Source organism: Nitrosomonas sp. (assembly GCA_016703745.1).
Taxonomy (GTDB): Bacteria; Pseudomonadota; Gammaproteobacteria; order Burkholderiales; family Nitrosomonadaceae; genus Nitrosomonas.
Genome location: JADJBK010000006.1, coordinates 455,368 through 481,043, shown reverse-complemented (window position 1 = coordinate 481,043; position 25,676 = coordinate 455,368). Strand labels below are relative to the sequence as shown.

Here is a 25,676-nt window from a genome sequence, read left to right as displayed (position 1 = left end):
AACAAACGCACCGAGGTCAGCGGTAGCCCAGTCAAAAACCGCTTTGCGCGTAAAACCAGGGGCGATTCAGTCAAATCGGGCAGGGGGTTAAACAAAAATGTGGATAAAGTCGATCTACACCATTTCAGGGGTCATCATTGCACGCAGGATAGCATTATTCCGTCCATTTCTTTCTTTGTAACTGAACCACCAGATAGAGCCTTTTCTGACACTGAAACCAGCATCATTACCGGTATATAGCAGAGAGGCAATTTGCCCCAGTGTTGGTTGATGCCCGATGATTAGAACAGCATTTTCTTCATAGGGCCAATTAACGGCGGTGAGTACTGATTCAGGTGCAGCACTTGGGCCGATTCGAGGAAGAGTTTCGAATGATGTGATTAAAGCCGCTGCGGTTTGTTGAGTTCGTTTAGTCGGGCTGGCGACGATACGGGTATTTTCCGGAATTCTCGATTTGAGCCATTGCGCCATTTTTTTTGCCTGCTTCAATCCATTATCCGTAAGCTTACGCGATTCGTCGGGGAATCCTAATTCTGCTTCGGCATGGCGCCATAAAATTAAATCCAAAGGATTTTTCTCCTGGGAGTCTGTCGGACTTAAGGTGTCCCCAGAGTTAAATATTAAAATATTGCCTTAGATAAACTTAAGCCAACTCTCGTGAGCAAGTTCAAGACCTGTGATTTAGCCAGGATAACGTTAAGTATTGAAGCTCGTTCTCTGCATATACATCCCTAATGCGGCAAATAATCGCTTACTGGTGGCGCAGTGGCTACGAATTACCTAAAGTTAACATAATATCAATTATGAGAACTAAGCTATTCTTGGATGTCTTCTTCTATTTGGACATCCGAAGGAAGACGGTAGCCTTCAGATGCCCATTGCCCCAAATCAAGCACCTTACAACGCTCGGAGCAGAATGGGCGGAAACGATTTGATGCGATCCATGCGACAGCGTCTCCACATTGTGGGCAATTAGCGATGGAGACTCTTTTTTGCGGTATTTCCATTAGATAACTTTTTGTTTATAAACGACAGAACGTTAGTTCAAAGGCGACATTTTCCTCAAAAACGTTGGTTTTATGGGTTGCTTCAAAAGGGAGAAAGCGAATATTGAGAGCATATTTGTTTGCACTTATCTCTGGCACGCAAGGCAAATTATCATCGATGTGTAATCGCAGTAGATATGCCTGATGCTCTGAGCCTGTCTGCTGAAATAAACCCTGGGTAGCAACATAATGAAATGTTTTTCCACTACTTCTAAGCATATTCAGGACAATCTCAATACCGCTACGGATAGGCGCGAATGGTACGATCCATTTATCGAGATCTGTCTGGCGTACTTCCGATTTTGTCTGCAGCCAATAATGATAGGCAGGCAGATCAAATTCACATGCACCTCCGGGAATACTCATACGCTGCTTGATATTCATCAGCCATTCATTATCACGCAAGTGGCTGCCAATCCTGCCAGGAATGTCCAGCAAGCCACGGAAGGCAGACTTGATATCCACTAGCAAGGATTCCAGTACAGATTCTGATACCTGTGGGTTCTGACGCAGGCCTTCCAGAATTGCTCGTTGCTTGTCGAGTTCTTGCAGCAAATCGGATTTGAGGTCAGAGCGGCTGGTTACATCGAGTATTTCAAACAGCAGCGTCAAAGCGGCATGATGATCAAATGCAGTTTCTTTTCCAGCAAAAAAATTTACTTTATTAAATAAATCCTCCAGCCGTAGCAACATGCGGATTTTTTCGTTGAGAGGAAGTTCGTAGCAGATCACAATCGTAAAGTAGCGTTGAATCCATATAGCATAGCAGAAAAGCCACAGCATAAACACGTGTTATATAGTATAGACTTAACGTGTGACAAGTGCCGCAAGTGAGGTATATTTATCGTGCAAAGCTTTTACCTGCCAAACCAGGTGGTTCAAATCCAAATTGTTTTGGATAATATCATCGGCAACGATGAGTCTTTCTTTGCGTCCTGCCTGCGAAGCCATAATAGCTCGCACCTCTTCTTTGCTGATCTTACTACGCACCATAGTTCGGGAAATTTGGAATATTTCAGGACAATCAATAACCAGAATACGGTTTACTATTTTTCGATAATCAGGAGTTTCGAGTAACAAAGGTACGACCAGAATACCGTAATCCGACTGGATAATTGGCAAGCGGCGTAATGTTTCCTGGTAAATCAGTGGATGCAAAATAGATTCAAGTTGTTGCCTCGCTTGCGTATTTGTAAATACCAATTCTCGCAAGGTTTTCCGATCAAGGATGCCGTTCTGCAGGAAAAAATTATCACCAAATATCCGGCGTATCGGTTCAATCGCTGCGCCTTCCGGTTGAGTCAGAGCATGAGCGATCTCATCAGTATCGATCACATCAATTCCTTGCTCCTGAAATAATTTGGTTACACTAGTCTTACCACTGCCAATTCCGCCAGTCAGGCCAATGATGAGTGATGTTCGACATTTCCCCACTCATGAAAACCGCTAAAATACTGCCAGATAAATCTGGTTAATTTGTTTTCCCCAGAGCAAGGCCAGGAGTCCGCCACCAGCCAGGTAAGGGCCAAAGGGAATGGCAGCATTCTGGGTAAGTTTTTTGCTTAAAATTAATATTACCCCCACTGTTGCTCCTACAACTGAAGCAAATAAAATCACCATCGGCAATAACTGCCAACCCAACCAGGCACCAATCGCAGCTAATAACTTGAAATCTCCGTAGCCCATTCCTTCCTTGCCAGTCAACAGTTTAAATATCCAGTACACGGACCATAGCGTCAAATAACCGGCAATTGCACCAATTACAGATGAATGGATATCGGTCAAACCGCCATGGAGATTGTATAGCAAGCCCAACCACAGCAAAGGTTGAGTGATGCTGTCAGGTAGAAGCTGGGTATCAATATCAATAAATGTCAGCGCAATCATTGCCCACAAAAAAAAGAGTGCGGCAAACGCCGTTACCCCAAAACCAAAATGCCAGGCAATAAAACCACTTAGAATGCTGGTCAATACTTCAACCAGAGGATAACGCAATGAAATGGATGATTGACATCCTGAACATCGTCCTCGCAAGAAAAAATAACTGATAACCGGGATATTTTCGAGTACTGAGATTTTATGCTGACATTGTGGACAAGTTGAACGCGGTGTTGCCAGATTGAAAACTGGCTCAGTTACTGTTTTTTCAGCACGTAATTCAGCGCAGTGCTGCCGCCATTCTCGCTCCAGCATTTTCGGTAAGCGATAAATAACTACATTCAGGAAACTTCCCAGCATCAGACCAATGATAGATGCCAGCACAACAAAGTATGTAGGAGAATTTTGCAGGGAATGTATCAGGATAGACATACTGATTTAAACAACCTGGCCCATTTTAAAGATTGGCAGATACATGGCGACTACCATGCCGCCAATGAGCGTTCCCAAGACAACCATGATGATGGGCTCCATCAGACTCGAAAGTGCGTCCACGGCATCATCCACCTCAGCTTCAAAGAAATCAGCAACCTTGCTCAGCATGGCATCAAGGGAACCCGATTCCTCACCAATGGATACCATCTGCAACACCATACTGGGAAAAACATTGGTAAGCGTCATCGATTCCACTAGACTATTACCAGTACTGACTTCTCCCTGTATCCGCTTCGTGGCTTCATAATAAACCTGATTACCGGCGGCACCCGCAACTGAGTCGAGCGCTTCAACCAGCGGCACACCGGCAGCAAACATGGTTGAAAGTGTACGCGACCAACGCGCAATAGTTGCTTTACGAATAACATCACCAAAAATAGGCATTCTTAGCGCCATTCGATCCATGACGCGCTGCATTGGTCGAGAACGTTTCCAAGCGTAGAAAAAAGCGTGTAGACCACCACCTACTCCACCAAATATTGCCCACCAATAATCCACAAAAAAATCAGAAACCGCCATAACTGCCAGAGTGGGCGCGGGTAAATCAGCTCCAAAACCCTCAAAAAGCTCCTTAAATGCTGGAATGACAAATATCATGATTACTGCTGTAATCACAAAGGCGACTACGATAATCGAAATAGGGTAAAACAGTGCTGATTTGATTTTCCCTTTGATCGCCTGGATCTTTTCCTTGTAAGTGGCGAGACGGTCGAGCAGGCTATCCAGGATACCCGCTGCCTCACCAGCCCCGACCAGATTACAGAATAACGAATCAAAATATAGCGGATATTTGCGGAAAGCATCCGCCAGGTTGCTACCGGTTTCAACATCGGTTTTGATATCCATCAGCAATTTTCCAACGGCACGGTTGCTATGTCCTTTGCCGACGATATCAAATGCCTGTAATAAAGGTACGCCTGCTTTCATCATAGTTGCCAGTTGACGAGTAAACAGGGTGATATCCTTATCGTTAATACTGCCGCTGGCACGCGCCTTGGCAACCTTGGTCACCATAATACCCTGTCGCCGTAGAGTTGATTTCACCACAATTGCCTCAGCTGCGCGTATTTCACCTTTAACCGCTTTGCCGTTTTTATCTTTACCTTCCCATAAGAAACTGAATTCCTTAACCTTAGTTTGTTTTGCCGCAATAGTCGCCATGCTGATTACCCTTAGTTGATTACTCGGATTCGTAGCTATGGTTTACGGCATTTGCCAAACAATAATTGAGCTAAACCGAAATGGTTGCCAGACAGTCAGCAACGGTTGAATAATTCAGCTTCACTCGTAGTTCTTGTTTCATGCGTACATTAGTTAGTCGTCGCGATTCCTGCATGAATGACAGCATTCCAGGTGAAAGCGCGGTTAGTGCCTGTTCGCGTGTAATCTTTGGTGGGCGAGGTAATTTGAAGTGATCTGCAACCATGTCAAAATAATCCCCCATTCTGAGATGCGAGTCATCACAAGCATGGTATACCCTTCCAGGCTTGCCATAACGCACTGCTGCGACAATGATCTGTGCCAGATCATCAGCGTGAATATGGTTAGTGTAACTATCTTCATGTGCCAGCAAAGCGGGTAATCCTTGTTGCAGGCGCGAAATGGGCAGGCGATTCTCAGCATAGATACCAGGTACCCTCAATATTGAAACTCGAATCCCATGACGACTTCCCCAGCTTCTAACCTGTCGCTCTGCATCCAATCTACGCCAGGCACGCTCGTTACGAGGATTGACATTATGATTTTCGTCCACCCAGCCACCGCCGCAATCACCATAAACACCACTCGTACTGATATAGATAAACTGTTGTGGTAGTATCGCTATTTTTGATTTTGACTGGTCACAAAGTGCTGTCAGCAAGTGTTTTGTGCGCGTATCTTTACGGCCCCATGCGGGTGGTGGAGCGAGATGAACAATTGTATGTGCCGTCCCGGATAATCTACCAAGACTGGCTGGATAATCCAGATCTCCTGCCAGCGGACTGATCTCATGCGCACGTAATTTACCAAAGTTTTCGGCGTTACGACACAAACCAATCAGCTGATATCGTTTTTTGAGCAAAAAAGACAGTCTCATCGCAATATCACCACATCCTACAATCAACAGCTTGTTTTTTATCATTTTTAGTAATCGGTTGTAAATGAAACCTTATCAAATTCTACTGAGGCCCAGTGGCCATATTTTTTATGCGGAGTCAACAGAAACTATTCTCGAGGCAGCCTTACGGCAAGGATTATCATTACCCTACGGGTGTCGCAACGGTGCCTGCGGCACCTGCAAAGGAAAAATTATACAAGGTCACGTAGATTATGGCTGCTATGACGAAGCAGTATTGACTGAATTGGAGAAGCAACAAGGAATGGCATTATTCTGCCGAGCCATACCCCATTCTGATCTTGAAATAGAAAGCCGTGAAATAGTCGCTATCAAAGACATCAAAGTCCGTACTCTGCCATGCCGGGTTCAGAAGCTGGATCATGTTGCTCCTGATGTGATGATCATCTATTTGAAATTACCGGCGAATGAACGCTTACAGTTCTTGCCCGGACAATATATTGATATCTTGATGAAGGATGGTCAGCGACGAAGTTTTTCCCTGGCGAATGCGCCCCAAGATGATGATCTTTTACAACTGCATGCAAGAAATTATAATGGTGGTGTATTTTCACAGTATGTGTTTTCGCAGATGAAAGAAAAGGATATATTGCGTTTTGAGGGTCCGCTTGGTACTTTCTGCTTGCGAGAGGCGCCCGAAAAAGGCACGTCAATTATTTTTCTGGCTGGTGGTACGGGCTTTGCACCAGTCAAAAGCATGCTGGAACACATCTTCCAGAATGAAAACAGTCCATTCAAGCAATGCAACATCTTGTTCTACTGGGGAACACGAACACACGCAGATCTTTATCTGGACAAATTACCGAAAAAATGGGCAATAGAAAATAAGAATTTCAGTTATGTGCCCGTGTTATCAGAATCAGCTCCAGCTGATGCATGGCAAGGACGAATCGGATTGGTTCATCAGGCAGTTATGGAAGACTTCATTGCGTTATCAAACTGCCAAATTTATGCATGCGGCGCGCCAGGGATGATCAGTGCAGCCTATCATGCTTTCCAAACACGCGGCTTGAAAGCAGAGAATTTTTTTTCTGACGCATTTACACCTTCGATCACCGGGAAATAATTTTTCAGACAGATTAAAAAGCCTGAATTTAACCGTTAATCTGCTTCAGCGCAAACTGCAAACCCTGGCGATAATGTTCACTGGCAGATTCTTGTTCGCCAAGTTGTTCTTTTAATTGCGCTAGCGCAAGATGCGCAGGATAGCTTGGTTCAATTGACAGACTGGCTTCCAGATAATTCTGGGCTTTACCCCATAATTCCCCATAAGCGCACAGTTTACCCAGCGTAAGCAGCAACTCTGCGTTATTGGGATGCTTAACCAGCCATTTTTCTGCATGCTGTATCTGCCAGCTGACATTTCCGCTACGACAATCTGCATATATCCTGAGTAACCTGGCATCAGGTTGTTTATCCAGATTGTTCTCGATAATTTTTTGGGCGTAAGTATGATCACCAAGTGCCATAAAGCTGCTGGCAGCGGCAGCAGCAATTTGATTATCCTGTTTCTCCTCTGCAGAAAATCCCTGCCAGTATTTTTTGAGTAGTTCGGGATTTGTACTGTATTTTTTTACATTTTGTAAATGAGCAGTATGTCGCAATGAGCTGATCAATGATTGATCGACCGATCCGCGTTTTGAAAGTATGCCTACCAGATCGAGCACGGCATCCCAGTTTTGCAGCATTTCCTGTATTTTCAATTCAAGCTGCAGCACCGCAGTGCTCTGCCTGCCACCAGTAGAATACAGAGATTGCAAGGCAGTCAACGCTTCTGTGTAGCGCCCCTCCTCCAGTTTAAACTCTGCTTCCGTTATCAGCCTCAGCACATCTGATTTCGTACCCGGCGCAGTAATGGCGGCTAACAATTGATCACGTCGCGTTACATTGCCCTGTTGATGCGCGGAGCGGGCCGCAATGACAGTATTGATCGCTTTGATATTCGGTGAATCTGTTAGACGAAGCGCCTTTTCTGCAGATTTTTGTGCTTGATCGAAACGGGTTTCCAGGAAAGCATTCAAACCGGAAAACGTGGACTGCTGTGCTTTACGAGCTCTTGCATCCAGCAAGCCAATAATAATTCGTAAGCCAAAGTAGAGCAAAACAAAAGCAGCCAATAATCCAATAATAAATATATGAAATGCTATTTCCAGGGTATAGGGCGGCACGGTAAAAAGTACTGTCCCAGTATTATAGTAAGCGGCCAGAACTACTGCTGCAGATGCGGCAAATAATGCCAGTATCCATAAGATCAATTTCATTTATTCCCCCGTTCAGACTTGATTTGCGTGGATTGCAGCGCCTGCAGCGATGCCAGTAACTCAGGATAAGCCATTTCCTTTGCCATCTCCTTGTATTGTTTTAGTTTGGTCTGTAACTCAATTACACTCGACTGTCGTGTGTCAAAGTAACTATCGATCAAACCATGGGCTGTATCCAGTCCATACAGAAAAGCATCTTGATCTCGTGTAAGCAAGGCCAGCTGAGCCTGTTTTAATTGTAATTTTACATTACCATGCAAAAGTTGTACTTGAGAAGGAGACAGGAGCACCACCGTTGCGCTGTCCAGTTTTTTTATCTGGATCAGCTGACACAAATCCTGCCAAATCTCCACAAAAAACTTTGACAAGAAGTTTGAATCGGCAGCTTCTATTGATATTTCCGGGGGATTGAACGTTTTAAGGTGTGTATCCATGGCGAGTGGCAATGGACTGATTTGTTCAGCATAGTGGCTGATTTCCTGGTATATCTTGGCCCGATCCAATTGACTGACTACCTCAAGTCGCTGTATATCTCCAGCCAGAGCAGCCTCGATATCGGTATTCACCAATTGATCGCTTGATTGCACCCACATCAACGCCTGTTTAAGTGCTGCCTGCGCATTTTCGGTATCACCCGTCAGCTGCAGAAATTGGTTCGCAGAATAAACCAAGTGCGTCACAACTTCTAAAATTCGTTCATTCTGACCATTGCTGCTGATCGCTTTAACATTATTTTGCGCAACGACATGGCGTTGATTGTCGATTGACAACACACTTGCCGCAAGTTGATCCATCCGCTGGTTCGTTTCAAGTTGAGTAGAATCAATTTGCGCAATCATAGCCCGAGTGCGACTACCAAAAACATCCGCATCAATCAGATACCGTTTTAAGGTTTGTTGAAAATTATCAATATAACCCTGAGTTTTCGCCCAATTCCACCCCATAACAGTGACGGCAACGAGTAGTATTAGCAAGAACCAGCGCGCAAAGCGGCGCGCTGCTTTTGATGAAGCATACTGAGCGTCTGTAATCATGAGAAAGTCTTCATTAAAATTAAGAATTGAAGTAACTCAACAAACCTTCGATAGTTCCATCATCACCGCCAGGCGTACAACGTATGGTGGTGATGCCAAGTACTTTTGCTTTTTGAGCAATACGTTCGTGCGCGGTGAATAACGGAGTGGCCATCAGCAATTGTCGGCCAGTTTCACCGAGCATGTCAAACAAATTATCCAGTCCTTCACTGCTGGTAATGACGACTGCCTGGATTTTGTGATCTCGCCAATCTGCCAATAAAGGTGCAATATCGACCACTGGTTTTGAGCGCCGGTAGCAGGCAACATATTCCACAATTGCACCGCGCTCGCTTAGTGTGTCTCCGAGCAGTTTTCGACCTTCTTCTCCCCGAAAAATAGCAACACGCTTCCCAGTTGGTTGCTGAAAGAATGGCATACCCAGCAATGCTTCACTATCTGACCCAACATCCGGCACGATAACCGTTTCAACACCATATAATTTAAGCATAGTCGCGCTCCCCTGCCCGACCGTTGCGGCTACCAGGTGTAATGGCCAAACACCAAACTGTTTAATAAGTGGCATCGCTTTATCAACAGCATTGGGGCTAACAAAGATTGCTGCATCAAAACTGCTTAGCCGCACAATCAGATCAAGCAAGGGTTGTTTGTCATCGATATCAGTAATGGCCAGTACCGGAAGTAACCAGGGAACACCTCCAAGCTTAGCAACTCTGTTCGCCAGGTAGCCTGCCTGATGTTGTGGACGAGTAATCAGCACCCCTACTCGGTTTAATGGATACTGAGACTGCACCGATTCTTTGTCTTAGTTCGGATCAAGATCCAGCGAATCGAGAATCGCCTGCGCACCCTGCCGCTTCAAGTTTTCAGCAAGCTGCTGCCCTATCATCTCACTAGCCTCCGGTTTACCACTTGATTTATCCGCCACAATCCTGCTCCCATTCGGCGTGGCGACGAATCCACGTAGTGTCAAAATATCTTCGCTAATTTCAGCATACCCTCCCAACGGTACCTGGCAGCTGCCGCCCAGCACCCGACTCATCGCACGCTCTGCTTTTACGCAGGCACTGGTAACCGGGTCATGCAGAGGTTGCATCCATTCGACCAGATCAGAGCGATTATCACGGCATTCTATTCCCAGTGCGCCCTGCCCTACAGCTGGCAAACTGGATTCCGGGGATAGTAATGTGCTGATACGATAGCCCAGGTCCAGTCGAATCAACCCTGCTGCCGCCAGAATAATGGCACTGTATGCGCCTTCATCCAGCTTGCGCAGACGAGTCTGTACATTTCCACGTAATGGACGCACCTCAAGTTGCGGAAAATTTGCCCGTATTTGCGATTCTCGACGCAGACTGGATGTGCCAACAATACTGCCTTCCGGCAAATCTTCCAGACGAGTGAAATTATTAGAAACGAATGCATCACGCGGATCTTCTCGATCCGTAATCGCAGCCAATATAAATCCTGGGGGCAGATTCATAGGAATATCCTTCATCGAATGTACGGCAATATCAGCGCGTCCATCTTCCAATGCTTGCTCGAGTTCCTTAGTGAATAAGCCCTTGCCACCAATTTTTGATAGAGATGTGTCGAGTATCTGGTCTCCTTTCGTCGTCATGCCAAGTATGGTGATTTCGGTTTGCGGGTATAATTGGATCAAACGATCCCGGATGAAATGCGCTTGCCACATGGCAAGCTGGCTTTCGCGTGAGGCAATAATGATTTTTTCAGGATTGGGCATAGTTGCATTAAATTTAAAGAACCCGGCAATTCTAGCACGACCAACCGGCAGCGAACGCTAGCCCGCTGCTGTTCATTACCTGCGCCATTATCGATCAACACCCCAAATTCCATACTAACAGGAGACCTACACTGATGAGTATGCCTACTCAGGCCCATACCGCTGAACAGAATCTGCCAAACGAAAAAGATCATCCATTGCGGGAAGATATTCGTCTGCTTGGGCGTATGCTGGGCGACACTATACGTGACGTTGAGGGAGAAAAAACCTTTGCCCTCGTTGAAAACATTCGCCAGACGGCAGTTCGTTTTCATCGCGACCAGGATCAGATTGCCAGGCAGGAGCTCGACACAATTCTCCACCATTTAAGCCACAGGGAAACCATCGCAGTTGTTCGCGCATTCAGTTATTTTTCGCTGCTTTCGAATATTGCTGAAGATCTGCATCATAATCGCCGTCGTCGCGCGCATTTACGTGCGGGTTCCGCGCCGCAGGCAGGCAGTGTGACACTTGCACTGGAAAGGGTTATTGCCAAGGGAATCACTGGTGAAGCATTGGAAGATTTTTTTACCCATGCCTTGATTTCACCGGTTTTAACTGCGCATCCGACCGAGGTACAACGTCGCAGCATTCTTGATTATCAACTCAAGATACAGCTGTTGCTGAAGGCGCGTGACCGTACCCAGCTTACACCAAACGAACTGCGCCACAACGAAAATAGTTTACGTGCTGCTATTCAAACACTCTGGCAAACCCGCATGCTGCGTTCGGTCAGGCTTACCGTACAGGATGAGATAGAAAACGGTCTGATTTACTATCATTATACTTTTCTAAGCCAGATTCCCTACATTTACGCCAAAATCGAAGATCTGCTGGAAAGGCATATGGGTCAATCCGCCCCCAATGTGGCATCTTTTATGCGTATTGGCAGCTGGATTGGGGGTGATCGGGATGGTAATCCATTTGTGACACATCAAATCATGCTGCACGCAGCCGAGCGTCACTCCGCACTGATTCTGGATTTTTATATTAGTGAAACTGCAAAGATCGGGCAAACTATGAGTCTGACCAGTCGCCTGATCAAAGTTACCAATGAACTGGAAGGATTGGTGTCAATCGCGCCCGATTTACCCGCGAGCAGAATTGATGAACCATACCGGCGTGCATTTCTCGGTATCCATGAACGTCTGATTTCCACCAGTATAAAACTTGGCCATTTGCCTAACACCAGCAGTCGTTTGTCCCGTGTGGTTGAACCCTATGCCGATAGCGCGGAGTTTTTACATGATATTGATATTATTATTAATTCCCTCAATCAGCATTACTCATCCTGGCTGGTTAAGGACACCCTGCGTGATTTGCGGCGAGTGGTGGATGTATTTGGATTTCATCTCGCTCCGATGGATATGCGTCAACACAGTAAAGTACATGAAGGAGTCGTTGCAGAACTCCATGATTGCTGCCTGGATAAGGAATCACGAAGCGAACTGAATTACTTGGCACTTTCCCATCAAGAACGCCTTCAGTGGCTGCTTGCACAGATTAATAGCACTCGTCCGCTGATTTCACCTTATATTCATTATTCTGATAACACCCAAAGTGAACTGCGCATTCTGCGCATGGCAGCTGAGATCCAGCACCGCTTTGGTCACGCCGCCTTGCCAAACTATATCATTTCCATGACCACCAGTGCCCTAAACATATTGGAGGTCGCATTATTACTGAAAGAAACCGGTTTGCTGCACAGTGGCACACATCCACAGTTGAGCCTGAATATTATTCCGCTTTTTGAGACGATTGGTGATTTACGTGGTTGCACCTCCATCATGGAAGAACTATTCTCGCTGCCTGATTATCGCAAAATGCTTCAGTCTCGCGGAAATGTACAGGAAGTAATGCTGGGTTATTCTGACAGCAACAAAGATGGTGGATTTGTAACATCCAACTGGGAAATTTATAAGGCGGAAATAGAACTTACTCGGATTTTTAATCAGCATGGTATTCGCCTGCGCCTGTTTCATGGTCGTGGTGGTACGGTTGGACGCGGTGGTGGACCGAGCTATCAGGGCATTCTGGCACAGCCTCCTGGTAGCGTGAATGGTCAAATCCGATTAACCGAGCAGGGAGAAGTAATCGCCAGTAAATATACCGACCCTGAAATTGGTCGGCGCAATCTGGAAACACTTGTAGCGGCAACCATTGAATCTACTCTGTTAAATCAGCAAACTGACCAGTTGCAGATGTCACGCTTCCATGAAGCATTTGAGCTGCTGTCGAATTACGCGCTTGCCGCCTATCGCAATCTGGTATATGAAACTCCAGGCTTCAAGCAATATTTTCAGGAATCAACTCCCATTCGTGAAATCGCCGGACTGCACATAGGCAGCCGCCCCACTTCCCGCAAACCGTCCGATGCGATCGAGGATTTACGAGCCATACCCTGGGTATTCAGTTGGAGTCTTAACCGCACAGTCATTCCAGGATGGTTTGGATTTGGCTCCGCCATAGAAAAATTTATTCAAGAAACCGGACAAGAAAAAGCTCTGCCCCTGCTGCAGGAAATGCATCAAAACTGGCCATTCATGCAAGCACTGCTTTCCAATATGGATATGGTACTGGCAAAAAGTGATCTGGGAATTTCTTCACGTTATGCGGAACTGGTTACGGATAGGGACGTGCGTCAACAAATATTTTCCCGTATCGAAGCAGAATGGAAGTTATCTATCAAGTGGCTGTTTGCAATCACCGGCCACACTGAATTACTGCAGGAAAACCCAACACTGGCACGCAGCATTCGTATTCGGACCCCCTATATCGATCCGCTTAATCATTTGCAGATCGAACTGTTACGCCGCTATCGTTCCGGAGATGACGATGATTCGGTTCGCCGCGCGATTCATTTAACAATCAACGGTGTTGCTACCGGACTTAGAAATAGCGGATAACGGAAGCATAATTAGATGAGTGACAATGAATGACACGGATCAAAATTACGCAATTGACGGGAAAGGAGATCAGTCTATGCTGAAATTTCTGAATAGATTTGGACCCAACAGATTGACAATTTTTCTGGTTACTTTCCTGGTTGTACTTGTGATCTCGCAGAGTTATGTTTTTTCACGATCTGCAATTTACCAAAGCTATGCCACGCTGTTAACTGTACCAAGGACAGCGATTGATCAAATTAGTCGGGAGGCAGACATCCAGCACGTTGCTATCCAGCAACAGGTATTGCTCGGCTCCGAGCTGTTAGTCGGCACGGCACGCAAGTTACAGGACATGAACAGTGAACATCCGATTGATTTAGCTCCCGCAACGATTCGAGCCATGCTCAATGTGCGTCCGGTGGCTGATACCAATCTGGTTGAAATGATTGCTGAAGGAACAAACCCTGTATTGCTACCTGCATTAATTAATGCCTGGATCGATGTTTATCTTACTGCTCGCGCAGACGAAGTCGCCAGTTCTACCGAGGCAACGATGCAAGCTGTTCAGGAGGAATTGACCAGTCTAAATGAAAAAATTGAGCAAAAACGACTGGAATTGGAGTTATTCAGGCAGCAGTATGCGATTGTTTCGACAGGGCGAGAAGAAAATGAAGCGCTGGCCAGACTCAAGGGCCTTAATGATGCACTTAATGCCGCCAGTGAAGAAGAAGTGAAAGCCAAATCCAAACTGGATGCCATTCGCAAAGCAATCAAGCGTGGAGAACTCGTTGTTCCTCAAAATGAATCACAAACATTGAGCGCACTGGAAAAACGGGCACAGGAATTACGCGAGGAACTTGAAGAACTTGACAGGCAATACACCAGAGAATTTATGGCGTTAACGCCATCACTCAAAGTCATTCCAGAAAAACTGGCAGCACTGGAGAAAGAAATCCTTAATATGCGCCAGAAAGGACAAGTGACCGTTCTGACAGATGCCCAACAGGACTATGCAGCTGCCCGACAAACTGCAAGCGTCATTCAACAACAACTGAAGACTCATCGCCAAAAGGCGGCAGAATTTACTTCTCGCTTTACCGAGCACGATGCTCTAAAAAGTGATCTGGAAGCGCTGGAACAGCTTTACCGGGACACACAAGATCGATTAGTGCAGATCGAAACCCGGCACACAGGAAAATATCCTTATGTAGATGTTATTGAACGCGCTTTTCTTCCTGTCGCACCGATCAGGCCGGATTATCAGCGTGATGCGCTGATCGCTCTGGTGGTCTCGTTATTACTTGGGTTGGCTGCCGTATGGTTTGTCAGATTTCTGACACGCGAGGAGCAGGAAAGAATTGCTATTCATTTATCTGATGTGCACATGCATGATCAGAAAAATCTGCCTCACACCATCCTTGATGCGCTGCGCGCGCCACAAGATATGCTTGGAAAAGCATCTGTAGCACAGGCCATCACAAAGCAACCGATGGTTGCTGCACTACCCGATGACCATATCAGCAAGTTGTTTCGTGCAGCAAATGTCAGGGAGAAGCAGTTGCTGTCGCTGCTGCTCAGTGGCTTAAGCCTCAACGAAATTACCAGACTACATACAGGTAGTTTCGACCTTGAACAAAACTATTTGACCATTCAGGGTGATTCATCCAGAAAAGTACCGCTGCATCCCGCTTTAAAGCGTCTATATATCGCGCATGGACATAGCCTGACCGATCCAGCCGGTGAAAACCTGAATGTTACAGAATTACAGGCATTGCTGGATTGCCTGCAAATCGATGCCGGAGTCTCCCCCATCAATCTTGCTGAAAAATTACGCCAAACTTACATTCTTTATCTGGTCAGACAAGGTGTTCGCCTGAGCGAACTGGAATCAGTAATGGGCTATATTCCTCCTGCCGAACTCTCTGCTTATGGTGCCTATGCGCCAATGGGGGAAAAACAATCACTTGCAGCAATTAACCTGATATACCCGATAATGGAAGTAACTCCCCCCCAATACACGCTATAACACGACCGATTCCACACTGAGCGATTCGTCTATTTTGTTTATTGGCATGACAATCTACAGAAGTCTGCTGAGCGGATTCAGGTAAAATTACCAAGTCAGATTGATGCGACAGGTGAGTTCAGGTGCCAATCAATCGGATAGCTATTTCAACTTGGCATGAGTCAATATATCAACAGGAGATTTTAATGAAAATCGGACGCGGCATTATTACGGCAATATTTCTGGGCGCAGCTCTTGCTAGTTGTGGCGGAGGAGGACTTCCTGAAATCAATGCGGTAAATTGTTCAGGCAGAGGAATGGAAGCAGCGCTGAGTGCTTTCTCCAGCGAAACAGAGTCAGAACGCCAGGTATTTATTGATGGCTGTGAGGCACTAAATAAGTAAAATTGAGGATTGCTATTTCTCGTTATCATTGATGCAACAATTGCTGCTGGAAGTTGTGCGGGTTAGCCCGCCAACTTTCGAGAATTTTGTAGTTGGTTTTAATCAGGAACTGATACACGCCCTGAAAAATCTGGCTGGCGTACTGGATGAACAGAGGGGAGAACGTTTTATCTATTTATGGGGTGAAAGCGGCTGTGGCAAAAGCCACCTCCTGCAGGCAACGGCACAGGCATTAACAGACAGGCAGTTACCTGTTCGTTTTATAGATTGCAGGCAAGCTGTCAGAGCTGATTTTGAGCCGGACACAAATCGAGTGATGGTCGAAGAGGTTGAACAGCTCGACAATACTAATCAGATCCGCTTGTTTAATCTTTACAACCAGATACGAGAAAATAGAACAGGGTTGTTTCTGGCCAGTGGAACTCAGCCACCGGCACAACTAAGTTTACGAAAAGACCTCTCCACTCGCCTGGGATGGGGGCTGGTTTACCAAGTGCACACTCTGACGGATACTCAGAAAATCGAAGCCATGCAGCACCATGCCACTCGACGTGGATTTACATTATCACAAGAAGTTTGCGAGTCCCTGCTAAAAATTGCACCGCGCAACCTGTCATCACTGATTGATCTTATAAATAGCCTTGATCAATACTCGTTGCAGCAGCAGCGACCGGTTACACGCTCCCTGCTTTATCAATGGTTACGAATAATGGCCCTAATTCCCAGACAGCAATAGCAGTCTTCCACTCGATAGAAAATGGCTCTGGCGCAATCCGATAAAACAAGCTTTTGTCCATAATTTATGATTGGTTTAATCCAGCCTTCTTTAAACCAGAAATCTGGTATCGTTACTTACTGGTGAATTACTTATAGTGCTTTATCTGCGCCCCTTCCAGGCTATATCGAATTATTTATCGACAACTACCGACCACCTCATGAAATCTCAATGGCAGTTTCTTTTCTTATTTGTTATACAAACAGTCACATTCCAGATTCAGGCGCAAACCTCTCCGTTGCCACTCGAAAAAATCAAATTACCCCCCGGTTTTACAATCGGTATCTGGGCAATAGTACCAGACGCACGCTCCATGACATTGGGTGACAAGGGGACTGTTTTCGTTGGTTCCAGATCAGCAGGAAATATTTACGCTATTACGCAAAATAATGGTGAGCGGCAAGTCCGGATTATTGCCAACAGATTAAAAGAACCAACTGGTGTGGCATTTTTAAATGGCGCACTTTATGTATCGACACCCAATCACATTCTACGTTTTAACAATATCGAACAAAGCCTGGAAAATCCGGTTACCCCAGAGGTAATCCCGGTCAGATTACTGACCAATAATGACCAAAATCCTGGATATCTCGCTGCAAGCCCTGATAACAGACTTTATCTGTCTGTTATCGCACCCTGCAATATATGTGAAGTCGACCCTGACCAGACTGCGCTGATAGCCAGCATGCAACCCGATGGAAGCAATCTGGAAATATTCGCCTATGGTGTGCGACATTCAGCGGGTTTTGATTGGCACCCTGCTCATAAAACATTATGGTTTACAGATATCAGTCGCAACTGGATGGGAGACAATCTCCCTCCTGATGAACTCAATCATGCTTCCCAGAAAGGTATGCACTTTGGTTTCCCCTACTGCCATGGCAGCGCTATACTTGATCCCAAATTTGGCGCAAAACATGGTTGTGAAAAGTTTACTGCACCTGTTCTCGATATGAATCCACACACCGCACCCATGGCTATAAAGTTCTATACCGGCAGCCTGTTTCCAGAGCAGTATCATCAGCAAATTTTTATAACCCAGTCTGGTTCCTGGAACCGGCGTGAAAAAGTAGGTTATCAAATTGAATCAATACAGATCAAGAATAGTCGGGTAGTCAATAAACAAATTTTTGCCAGTGGCTGGCTGGGTAGCAATGAAACCTGGGGTCGACCAGTCGATATACTGTTTATGCCAGACGGCAGCATGCTGGTATCTGATGATATCGCAGGAGTGATCTACAACATTCACTATCAAGAGCCATAATAATCCAATAATAGTCTTCCTTGAAGATTCTGGGTTACTGCCCTGATAATACCGCACCCAGACTAAGATTCATTAGCATTTGTGGAAATATACCGAGCAAAATAATCGCCAAACCGTTCATACTGATCATCAATCGTATTTCTGGTGCAGACTTAATGGGATGCGTAATGTCAGCTTCATCAAAATACATAAACTTGATGATTCTCAAATAGTAGAATGCTCCAATCAATGACAGCATTACTGCCACGACTACGATCCACAGATACCCTGCTGCTAGCGCAGCCTGCAATACAGACAGCTTCGCGTAGAAACCAATCATTGGTGGAATTCCTGCCATGGACAGCATTACAAACATCATAATCAGCGCAAGCCAGGGATTACGCTGATTTAACCCTTTGAAATCACTAAGTGCATCAGCCTCAAATCCTTCTCTGGACAGCAACATAACGGTGCCGAAAGCTCCGAGTGTCGTTAGTACGTAAGCAATAACATAAAATAACGAAGCGCTGTAGCCATCCGTACCCGCAGCCACAAAACCAAGTAATACGAAACCCATATGGGAAATGGTTGAGTAAGCCAGCATGCGCTTAATATTAGTTTGTGCAATAGCAGCAATATTACCCACTGCCATTGATGCTACAGCCAGCAATACCAGCATACCTTGCCAGTCTGCAACCATATCACCCAGTCCTTCCACAAGCAGTCGCATAATAAATCCAAATGCAGCAAGTTTAGGAGCTGAACCAATAAAAAGTGTAACCGCCGTTGGCGCTCCCTGATAAACATCCGGCGCCCACATATGGAAAGGTACCGCACTTAACTTGAAACTAAGTCCTGCAACGATAAATACCAGTCCCACTACCAGAACAGTATGATCAGAAACATCTGATCGAATAACACTAGCTATTTCAGCGGTATGTAAACTACCTGTAGCCCCATATAGCATCGACATTCCGTATAGGAGAAATCCAGAAGCAAGTGAGCCCAATACAAAAAATTTTATAGCTGCCTCCGTTGCGATAACGGAATCTCGTTGCAGGGAAACCATTGCATATAACGATAATGACAGCAGCTCCAGCCCAAGATAAAGCGTAATAAGATGAGCGGCTGATACCATTACCATCATTCCTAATGTCGCAAATAGCGCGAGACTGAAAAATTCACCTCGCATCAAACCTCGTGCATCAAGATAAGTACGTGAGTAGATCAATACCAATGTGACAGTCGGATAGATCATTAACTTAAGGGTGTCCGACAGAATATCGTCAATAAACATACCCGATAAGGTAAGAACCGGCGATACCGAAAAGTCCATGAATGTTAGCAGCGCGCTTCCTGCCAGTGCTGCAAGTGATAAAACAAATACCAGATACCGATTTTTTGAACCTGCAAATAAATCAGCAAGCATCACGATACAAATCATTACTAGCAGGAAAATTTCTGAATTTGCAGATGCAAGATCAGGTGATTGAAAATCCATTAAATATCCTCAACTTCCTAATGAGAAAAAATCTAAACCAAAAAATTGATATTTGCCATACTCAACAATGCCGCAGCAAACTTCTAAAGTTTGCTGCGTGATACATGCTCAAGCAGATTATCTATACTGACATGCATCACCTCGGTCAAAGGTGAAGGGTATAGTCCCAGCCACAGAACAGCCACAGCAAGAGTAGCTAGAATCAGGAATTCACGGCTTCCTATATCTTTGAGATTCTCCACTTTAGCATTAGCTACCGGACCAAATATAACCCTTTTATACATCCACAACGTGTATGAAGCTCCCAGAATCAGGGTTAACGCAGCAAAGAAGGCGTACCAGAAATTGACTTCAATGCTGCCCATGATAACCATAAATTCCCCAACAAAACCGCTCGTACCTGGCAAGCCAGCGTTGGCCATCGCGAATAACATAAAAAAAGCAGAAAAAATGGGCATCTTGTTGACGACACCGCCATAGTCAGCAATTTGACGGGAATGCAGGCGGTCATACAATACGCCCACACACAGAAACATCGCACCCGAAATAAAACCGTGTGAAATCATCTGTACCATGGCGCCTTCCAATCCGTAGCTATTGAAAAGAAAAAAACCCAGCGTTACAAAACCCATATGAGAAACCGAAGAGTAGGCAATCAATTTCTTCATATCCTGCTGCATTAATGCGACCAGGCCGATATACACAACTGCAATCAGGGACAAGATGATCATCAATGTGGCAAGCTCGTGACTGGCATCAGGAGCAATTGGCAAGGAAAAACGTAAAAATCCATACCCCCCGAGTTTCAGCAAAATAGCTGCCAAAATAACTGATCCTCCGGTTGGAGCTTCAACGTGTGCATCTGGCAACCAAGTATGCACCGGCCACATTGGTACTTTGACGGCAAAAGCAATCAGAAATGCCAGGAAAATTAAAATCTGAGCCGTCATTGGCAATGGTAAACGGTGGTAATCCTCGATTGAGAAACTTCCGCCAGATGTCTGAAAGAGGTAAATCAGGGCAACCAACATCAGCAGAGATCCCATCAGCGTATACAGGAAAAATTTTATCGCTGCATAGACACGATTAGGACCGCCCCAGACACCGATAATGATGAACATTGGAATCAGCGATGCTTCCCAGAAAGTATAGAATAGAACGGCATCCAGAGAGGCGAACACGCCATTGACAATACCAGACATAATCAAGAATGCCCCCATGTACTGGGAAACGCGCTGCTGTATCACTTGCCAGCCGGCAATGATAACCAATGGCGTCGTAAAGCAATTCAGAAGAATTAATGGCATTGAAATACCGTCGATACCAATATGGTAAAAAACATTGAGTCTTTCAAACCATGCGACATGTTCAACAAACTGCATCGAGCTTATAGTTGCATCAAATCCACTCAAAAGTGGTAATGCGACCAGAAAGCTGACAACTGCACCCATCAAAGCAAACCAGCGCGTTACTTTCAGATCACGATCACCCATAATCAGAACGACCAGACCAAAAATAATAGGTAACCAGATAATCAGACTTATTAGTGGAAATCCAAACAACATGATTATTTCTTCTCGAATTGCATATTAATGCGTATTAGTATTCCAAGGATGAAACTGAAGACATCGCGATATGCTTGTCCCGTCCCTGGTACTCAGTAATAAAAGAGCCAGAGGCTCATCAACATAAAAACACCCATAATCATGCTGAAAGCATAATGATAAATGTAGCCAGTTTGAAAACGACGAACAATAGTTGCAAACCAGGCAATCATTCGTGCTGTTCCATTGACAAAAAATCCATCGATAATTTTGATATCACCATATTTCCATAAGATGGTGCTCAACCCACGAGAACCACGTGCAAACAACCAGGAATACAATTCATCGATAAAGTATTTTCGATCCAACAAGGTATAGATTGGTCCAGATAGTAAACGAATTTTTTCAGGGAGATCAGTTTTGACTCGATATAAAAACCATGCAGTAAAAATCCCTGCCACTGAGAACCAGAATGGAAGCGTCGATAACGCATGTAACATCATGCCAAATATACCCACATAAGCCTCACCCATACGAGCGACCACATCATGCTGATCATGTACCTGGATAGAACTGGTCAGAAAATCACCAAATAATATTGGTCCAATCACCCAGCCAGCAATCACTGTAGGTATTGCCAGAATAATCAATGGCAAGGTCACCACCCACGGAGATTCATGTAAATGATCTCGAGTATGGGCATCCATTCGCGATTCACCGTAAAAAGTCATGAATATCAGCCTAAAAGTATAAAGTGCAGTAACAAACACTGTTGACAATACACAAAAATAAGCAAATCCGGCGCCGGGTATGTCGGAAAAATGAACCGCTTCGATGATAGCGTCTTTGGAAAAAAATCCAGAAAATCCTGGAACACCGGCACTTGCCAATGCAGCAATAAACATTGTTGCAAATGTGACAGGCATATACCGTTTAAGACCACCCATCTTCCTCATATCCTGCTCGTGGTGCATTGCAATGATCACCGATCCAGCCCCTAGAAACAACAATGCTTTAAAAAAAGCGTGGGTCATCAAATGGAAAATTGCCACTGAATATGCTGAAGCACCTAACGCAACCGTCATATAGCCCAATTGCGATAAAGTCGAAAAAGCAACGACTCGTTTAATATCATTTTGCACGACCGCCACCAATGCCATGAACAAAGTCGTAATACCACCAATAACCAGAATGGTTGATAGTGCTGTTTCTGAATACTCGAACAGAGGCGACATCCGTGCCACCATGAAAATACCCGCAGTTACCATGGTAGCCGCATGAATCAAGGCAGAAATTGGTGTTGGACCTTCCATTGAATCTGGTAACCAGACATGTAAGGGAAATTGCGCAGATTTACCCATCGCACCGACGAATAGCAGTAAGCTAATCACTGTCAACAGCATCCAGGATTGACCTGGAATGATCTCTATAGTTTTAGATGACATGTAGCCTGCGTGCGAAAACACATGTTCATAATCAAGGCTACCAAATGATGCTAATACCAATCCAATACCTAGCAGAAAGCCAAAATCACCTACCCGATTGACAAGAAACGCTTTCATATTGGCATAAATTGCTGTCGGGCGCGTATACCAGAAACCGATCAACAGGTACGAAACCAATCCAACCGCTTCCCAGCCAAAAAAAAGCTGTAGGAAATTGTTAGACATTACCAACATCAGCATCGAAAAAGTAAACAGCGATATATAACTAAAAAAACGTTGGTAACCAGGATCACTCTGCATATATCCAATCGTGTAGATGTGCACCATCAGCGACACGCCTGTTACAACCAGCATCATTAGAGCTGACAGGGTGTCAATCAGGAAGCCGACCTCAAACGAGGTTTCTCCCGAGATCATCCACGTATAGACCGTACCGTTGTAGGTATTACCTTCAAGAACATCCATGAAGATAATGAGCGATACAACAAACGATACGGCTACCAGTAAAATCGTTACACGGTGACTCCATTCCGGACCAATTTGCTTGCCAAATAGCCCAGCCATAATCGATCCCAACAATGGCGCCAAGGGCACCAATAAATAAAGGTTTTCCATCTAATTTGATAGGCAGTTAAAAGAACTGTGTTTTGATCCGGCCAACCGACGTCTAGCCCTTGAGTTCATCCAGATCATCCACATTGATCGATCGTAAATTTCTGAAAAGTGCAACCAGAATCGCCAGACCAATAGCTGCCTCGGCAGCAGCCACAGTCAAAATGAAGAAAACGAATATCTGTCCAGCGGTATCCTGCAAATAGTGCGAGAACGCTACAAAATTCATGTTGACTGCCAGTAGCATCAGTTCTATCGACATCAATAGAATAATAATATTTTTTCGATTCAAAAAAATACCTACCACACCTATGGCAAACAGGACAGCACCAAGTACAAGATAATGTGACAATGAAACCAAGATATACCTCTTAACTAGAGTGATCTGTTTGAGAAATACGCCAAAATCTATTCTTTCTTTTCAGAGGATACTGATATGATCTTAAGCCGATCATTACGTTTAACAGCAATCTGTCGACCAGCATCAGTCAGTTTCTTGTCTGTACGGTGTCTTAAGGTTAATGCGATAGCAGCAACCATAGCAACCAACAAAATCACAGCTGCCAGTTCAAAAGCATATACATACTCGGTATAGATTAATCGACCTAATTCTTTTGTATTGCTGAATTCGATACTTTTTGGAGTTGGTACGGGTAGCGACTCAAGATCGAATTGTCTACTCATTAACACCATACCCATTTCAACCGCCATAACCAACGCAATAATTGCACCAAACGGAAACCATTTCCAGAAACCCTCACGGAGGCGATCCAGGTTAATGTCCAACATCATTACCACAAACAAGAACAACACCATTACGGCACCAACATATACCAGAACCAAGGTAATAGCCAAGAATTCAGCCTCCAGCAATAACCACAAACCCGATGAAGTGACAAATGCGAGCACAAGCAACAGTGCGGCATATACCGGATTCCTGAAAGTTACTACGCCTAAGGCAGATATTACGAGTACGCTGGCAAAGGTAAAAAAAACTAAATCCTGAAAATTCATGAATAAATTATCTTGAGTTATCGATAAGGTGCATCAGCTGCTTTATCCTTGGCAATTTGCTCTTCATGGCGATCACCCACTGCAAGCAACATTTCCTTGGTATAGGTTAAATCGCCCCGAATCTCACCATGATATTCAAGCACCCGCGTTTCAATGATGGCATCAACTGGACAAGCCTCTTCACAAAAACCACAAAAGATGCACTTAATCATATCGATATCATAACGAGTTGTCCGACGCGTGCCATCTTCCCGTTGATCTGATTCAATTGTAATTGCCATTGCGGGACAAACTGCCTCACACAACTTACAAGCAATACACCGCTCCTCTCCATTCGGATAGCGTCGTAGTGCATGCAAACCCCTGAATCGAGGAGATTGCGGTGTTTTTTCTTCCGGGTAATGCACCGTAATCTTCGGTGAAAACAGATAGCGTCCAGTTACCTTCATCCCCTGCAATAGTTCAAACAGCAGGAAAGATTTAAAGAATTGTCTAATTCGATCCATTATTGCTTCTCACTTTTAACCAAACCAGAGATTAAGCGGAAAACTTTGCTGCACGGATTCCGGTAATTGCATGACGGCACCCAGCAAAACTATCCACACTAAGGTAATCGGGATAAAAATCTTCCAGCCAAGCCGCATGATCTGATCATAACGGTAACGTGGAAAAGTTGCACGAAACCACAAGAAGAAAAATAGCATCAAGACTATTTTGAGCAGTAGCCATACCAATCCCGGAACAAGATTAAATGGTGTTACATCTACCGGAGGCAACCAGCCACCAAGAAACATAATACTCGCCAAAGTTGCTACCAGAATCATATTGGCGTACTCCGCCAGAAAAAATACGGTAAAAGCCATACCAGAATAATCTACGTGGAATCCTGCCACGATCTCGGACTCACCTTCAGCTACGTCAAAAGGAGCGCGATTGGTCTCGGCAACTCCCGATATGAAATAAACCAAAAACATCGGAAATAGCGGTATCAGATACCAATTGAGAAAGCTGCCACCCTGCTGACCAGCAACAATATCACCCAGATTAAGGCTTGCTGACATCATTAGCACACAAACCAATGCGAATCCCATTGCCAGTTCATAAGAGACCACCTGGGCTGCCGAACGCATGGCTCCCAGAAATGCATACTTGGAATTGGATGCCCAGCCAGCAATAATCACTCCATAGACTCCAAGTGAAGTCATCGCCAGGATGTAAAGTAAGCCAGCGTTAATATCTGCCAGAACAAGTTCCGGCGAAAAAGGAACCACTGCCCAGGCTGCCAACGCTGGCGCCAACGAAAGTATAGGTGCGATGATGAACAGGAATTTGTTAGCTCCAGTCGGTACGATAATTTCCTTCATTATCGCTTTGACGGCATCAGCGATAGGTTGCGCCCACCCTTTCAACCAGGAGATGCCAAAAAAAGTTACCCGATTAGGGCCTACTCGAACCTGCATATAGGCAATAATCTTGCGCTCGGCAAATGTCAGATATGCCACACCCAATAACAGCGGGACAATAATTGCCAAAATAAGCAAGAGATTTTTTATCAACAGAAAAAGGGAAATACCCCAGTTATACCCAAAAGTCTGCTCAAATAGTTGTTGCAAGTCATCCATTATCTGATCC

The 25,676-nt window shown here is 45.0% G+C and carries 24 protein-coding genes; 6 read left to right on the top strand and 18 right to left on the bottom strand.

Annotated features, from left to right (window positions below; genetic code table 11):
• Positions 1-114: 114 nt before the first annotated feature.
• The 7 genes from sixA to IPG31_03305 all read right to left on the bottom strand — a co-directional run bounded on the left by sixA (position 115) and on the right by IPG31_03305 (position 5,538).
• Positions 115-567 (bottom strand): phosphohistidine phosphatase SixA, encoded by a 453-nt coding sequence (gene sixA / locus IPG31_03335; GenBank protein MBK6617424.1) that lies wholly within the window; start codon positions 565-567, stop codon positions 115-117.
• Between the two features lie 248 nt (positions 568-815).
• Complete coding sequence (locus IPG31_03330) at positions 816-1,007, bottom strand: DNA gyrase inhibitor YacG (protein MBK6617423.1); 192 nt, start codon at positions 1,005-1,007, stop codon at positions 816-818.
• A 15-nt stretch (positions 1,008-1,022) separates the two neighbouring features.
• Positions 1,023-1,778: a cell division protein ZapD gene (gene zapD / locus IPG31_03325; GenBank protein ID MBK6617422.1), complete on the bottom strand. Its 756-nt coding sequence runs from the start codon at positions 1,776-1,778 to the stop codon at positions 1,023-1,025.
• Positions 1,779-1,853: 75 nt separating this feature from the next.
• Positions 1,854-2,480 (bottom strand): dephospho-CoA kinase, encoded by a 627-nt coding sequence (locus IPG31_03320; protein MBK6617421.1) that lies wholly within the window; start codon positions 2,478-2,480, stop codon positions 1,854-1,856.
• Positions 2,481-2,492: 12 nt separating this feature from the next.
• A complete protein-coding gene (locus IPG31_03315; GenBank protein MBK6617420.1) occupies positions 2,493-3,356 on the bottom strand; it encodes a prepilin peptidase in 864 nt (287 codons plus the stop codon).
• A 6-nt stretch (positions 3,357-3,362) separates the two neighbouring features.
• Positions 3,363-4,580: a type II secretion system F family protein gene (locus IPG31_03310; GenBank protein MBK6617419.1), complete on the bottom strand. Its 1,218-nt coding sequence runs from the start codon at positions 4,578-4,580 to the stop codon at positions 3,363-3,365.
• Between the two features lie 70 nt (positions 4,581-4,650).
• Positions 4,651-5,538: an SDR family oxidoreductase gene (locus IPG31_03305; GenBank protein ID MBK6617418.1), complete on the bottom strand. Its 888-nt coding sequence runs from the start codon at positions 5,536-5,538 to the stop codon at positions 4,651-4,653.
• Positions 5,539-5,560: 22 nt separating this feature from the next.
• On the opposite strand from IPG31_03305, the gene IPG31_03300 reads away from it, so the two are divergent.
• The gene (locus IPG31_03300) at positions 5,561-6,601 is read left to right on the top strand and encodes a CDP-6-deoxy-delta-3,4-glucoseen reductase (GenBank protein MBK6617417.1); all 1,041 of its coding nucleotides are present in this window, start codon (positions 5,561-5,563) and stop codon (positions 6,599-6,601) included.
• A 28-nt stretch (positions 6,602-6,629) separates the two neighbouring features.
• On the opposite strand, the gene IPG31_03295 is transcribed toward IPG31_03300, so the two are convergent.
• Genes IPG31_03295 through hemC form a run of 4 tightly spaced genes read right to left on the bottom strand, consistent with a single transcriptional unit; the run spans position 6,630 to position 10,574 of the window.
• Positions 6,630-7,796, bottom strand: coding sequence for a heme biosynthesis protein HemY (locus IPG31_03295; GenBank protein MBK6617416.1), 1,167 nt, complete (start codon positions 7,794-7,796; stop codon positions 6,630-6,632).
• Complete coding sequence (locus tag IPG31_03290; protein MBK6617415.1) at positions 7,793-8,830, bottom strand: uroporphyrinogen-III C-methyltransferase; 1,038 nt, start codon at positions 8,828-8,830, stop codon at positions 7,793-7,795. The genes IPG31_03295 and IPG31_03290 overlap by 4 nt, the downstream gene beginning before the upstream one ends.
• A 19-nt stretch (positions 8,831-8,849) precedes the next feature.
• Positions 8,850-9,623: a uroporphyrinogen-III synthase gene (locus tag IPG31_03285; GenBank protein MBK6617414.1), complete on the bottom strand. Its 774-nt coding sequence runs from the start codon at positions 9,621-9,623 to the stop codon at positions 8,850-8,852.
• A 12-nt stretch (positions 9,624-9,635) separates the two neighbouring features.
• Positions 9,636-10,574 (bottom strand): hydroxymethylbilane synthase, encoded by a 939-nt coding sequence (gene hemC / locus IPG31_03280; GenBank protein MBK6617413.1) that lies wholly within the window; start codon positions 10,572-10,574, stop codon positions 9,636-9,638.
• A gap of 134 nt (positions 10,575-10,708) precedes the next feature.
• Here hemC and ppc point away from each other — a divergent pair, with 134 nt between their 5' ends.
• The 5 genes from ppc to IPG31_03255 all read left to right on the top strand — a co-directional run bounded on the left by ppc (position 10,709) and on the right by IPG31_03255 (position 17,949).
• On the top strand, positions 10,709-13,519 hold the full coding sequence (gene ppc / locus IPG31_03275) for a phosphoenolpyruvate carboxylase (protein ID MBK6617412.1): 2,811 nt from the start codon (positions 10,709-10,711) through the stop codon (positions 13,517-13,519).
• A gap of 25 nt (positions 13,520-13,544) precedes the next feature.
• Positions 13,545-15,527 (top strand): integrase, encoded by a 1,983-nt coding sequence (locus IPG31_03270; protein MBK6617411.1) that lies wholly within the window; start codon positions 13,545-13,547, stop codon positions 15,525-15,527.
• Between the two features lie 185 nt (positions 15,528-15,712).
• Entirely contained in the window at positions 15,713-15,910 is a 198-nt protein-coding gene (gene trbK, locus IPG31_03265; protein ID MBK6617410.1) for an entry exclusion lipoprotein TrbK, read from the top strand.
• Positions 15,911-15,941: 31 nt separating this feature from the next.
• Entirely contained in the window at positions 15,942-16,646 is a 705-nt protein-coding gene (gene hda, locus IPG31_03260; protein ID MBK6617409.1) for a DnaA regulatory inactivator Hda, read from the top strand.
• Between the two features lie 199 nt (positions 16,647-16,845).
• Positions 16,846-17,949, top strand: coding sequence for a PQQ-dependent sugar dehydrogenase (locus IPG31_03255; protein MBK6617408.1), 1,104 nt, complete (start codon positions 16,846-16,848; stop codon positions 17,947-17,949).
• Between the two features lie 34 nt (positions 17,950-17,983).
• On the opposite strand, the gene nuoN is transcribed toward IPG31_03255, so the two are convergent.
• The 7 genes from nuoN to nuoH form a co-directional block, all read right to left on the bottom strand.
• A complete protein-coding gene (nuoN, locus tag IPG31_03250; GenBank protein ID MBK6617407.1) occupies positions 17,984-19,429 on the bottom strand; it encodes an NADH-quinone oxidoreductase subunit NuoN in 1,446 nt (481 codons plus the stop codon).
• An 83-nt stretch (positions 19,430-19,512) separates the two neighbouring features.
• The gene (locus tag IPG31_03245) at positions 19,513-20,994 is read right to left on the bottom strand and encodes an NADH-quinone oxidoreductase subunit M (GenBank protein MBK6617406.1); all 1,482 of its coding nucleotides are present in this window, start codon (positions 20,992-20,994) and stop codon (positions 19,513-19,515) included.
• Between the two features lie 92 nt (positions 20,995-21,086).
• The gene (nuoL, locus tag IPG31_03240; protein ID MBK6617405.1) at positions 21,087-23,033 is read right to left on the bottom strand and encodes an NADH-quinone oxidoreductase subunit L; all 1,947 of its coding nucleotides are present in this window, start codon (positions 23,031-23,033) and stop codon (positions 21,087-21,089) included.
• Between the two features lie 52 nt (positions 23,034-23,085).
• Entirely contained in the window at positions 23,086-23,391 is a 306-nt protein-coding gene (gene nuoK / locus IPG31_03235) for an NADH-quinone oxidoreductase subunit NuoK (protein MBK6617404.1), read from the bottom strand.
• Between the two features lie 47 nt (positions 23,392-23,438).
• Positions 23,439-24,044 (bottom strand): NADH-quinone oxidoreductase subunit J, encoded by a 606-nt coding sequence (locus tag IPG31_03230; protein MBK6617403.1) that lies wholly within the window; start codon positions 24,042-24,044, stop codon positions 23,439-23,441.
• A 17-nt stretch (positions 24,045-24,061) separates the two neighbouring features.
• Positions 24,062-24,550 (bottom strand): NADH-quinone oxidoreductase subunit NuoI, encoded by a 489-nt coding sequence (nuoI, locus tag IPG31_03225; protein ID MBK6617402.1) that lies wholly within the window; start codon positions 24,548-24,550, stop codon positions 24,062-24,064.
• Between the two features lie 15 nt (positions 24,551-24,565).
• A complete protein-coding gene (nuoH, locus tag IPG31_03220; protein ID MBK6617401.1) occupies positions 24,566-25,666 on the bottom strand; it encodes an NADH-quinone oxidoreductase subunit NuoH in 1,101 nt (366 codons plus the stop codon).
• Positions 25,667-25,676 lie beyond the last annotated feature (10 nt).

Coding starts and splice junctions, on each gene's coding strand:
- IPG31_03330 (MBK6617423.1), bottom strand. CDS start 1,007: ATGGAAATACCGCAAAAAAGAGTCTCCATCGCTAATTGCCCACAATGT.
- IPG31_03315 (MBK6617420.1), bottom strand. CDS start 3,356: ATGTCTATCCTGATACATTCCCTGCAAAATTCTCCTACATACTTTGTT.
- IPG31_03310 (MBK6617419.1), bottom strand. CDS start 4,580: ATGGCGACTATTGCGGCAAAACAAACTAAGGTTAAGGAATTCAGTTTC.
- IPG31_03300 (MBK6617417.1), top strand. CDS start 5,561: ATGAAACCTTATCAAATTCTACTGAGGCCCAGTGGCCATATTTTTTAT.
- IPG31_03295 (MBK6617416.1), bottom strand. CDS start 7,796: ATGAAATTGATCTTATGGATACTGGCATTATTTGCCGCATCTGCAGCA.
- IPG31_03290 (MBK6617415.1), bottom strand. CDS start 8,830: ATGATTACAGACGCTCAGTATGCTTCATCAAAAGCAGCGCGCCGCTTT.
- hemC (MBK6617413.1), bottom strand. CDS start 10,574: ATGCCCAATCCTGAAAAAATCATTATTGCCTCACGCGAAAGCCAGCTT.
- ppc (MBK6617412.1), top strand. CDS start 10,709: ATGAGTATGCCTACTCAGGCCCATACCGCTGAACAGAATCTGCCAAAC.
- IPG31_03270 (MBK6617411.1), top strand. CDS start 13,545: ATGAATGACACGGATCAAAATTACGCAATTGACGGGAAAGGAGATCAG.
- trbK (MBK6617410.1), top strand. CDS start 15,713: ATGAAAATCGGACGCGGCATTATTACGGCAATATTTCTGGGCGCAGCT.
- hda (MBK6617409.1), top strand. CDS start 15,942: ATGCAACAATTGCTGCTGGAAGTTGTGCGGGTTAGCCCGCCAACTTTC.
- IPG31_03255 (MBK6617408.1), top strand. CDS start 16,846: ATGAAATCTCAATGGCAGTTTCTTTTCTTATTTGTTATACAAACAGTC.
- nuoN (MBK6617407.1), bottom strand. CDS start 19,429: ATGGATTTTCAATCACCTGATCTTGCATCTGCAAATTCAGAAATTTTC.
- IPG31_03245 (MBK6617406.1), bottom strand. CDS start 20,994: ATGTTGTTTGGATTTCCACTAATAAGTCTGATTATCTGGTTACCTATT.
- nuoL (MBK6617405.1), bottom strand. CDS start 23,033: ATGGAAAACCTTTATTTATTGGTGCCCTTGGCGCCATTGTTGGGATCG.
- IPG31_03230 (MBK6617403.1), bottom strand. CDS start 24,044: ATGAATTTTCAGGATTTAGTTTTTTTTACCTTTGCCAGCGTACTCGTA.
- nuoI (MBK6617402.1), bottom strand. CDS start 24,550: ATGGATCGAATTAGACAATTCTTTAAATCTTTCCTGCTGTTTGAACTA.
- nuoH (MBK6617401.1), bottom strand. CDS start 25,666: ATGGATGACTTGCAACAACTATTTGAGCAGACTTTTGGGTATAACTGG.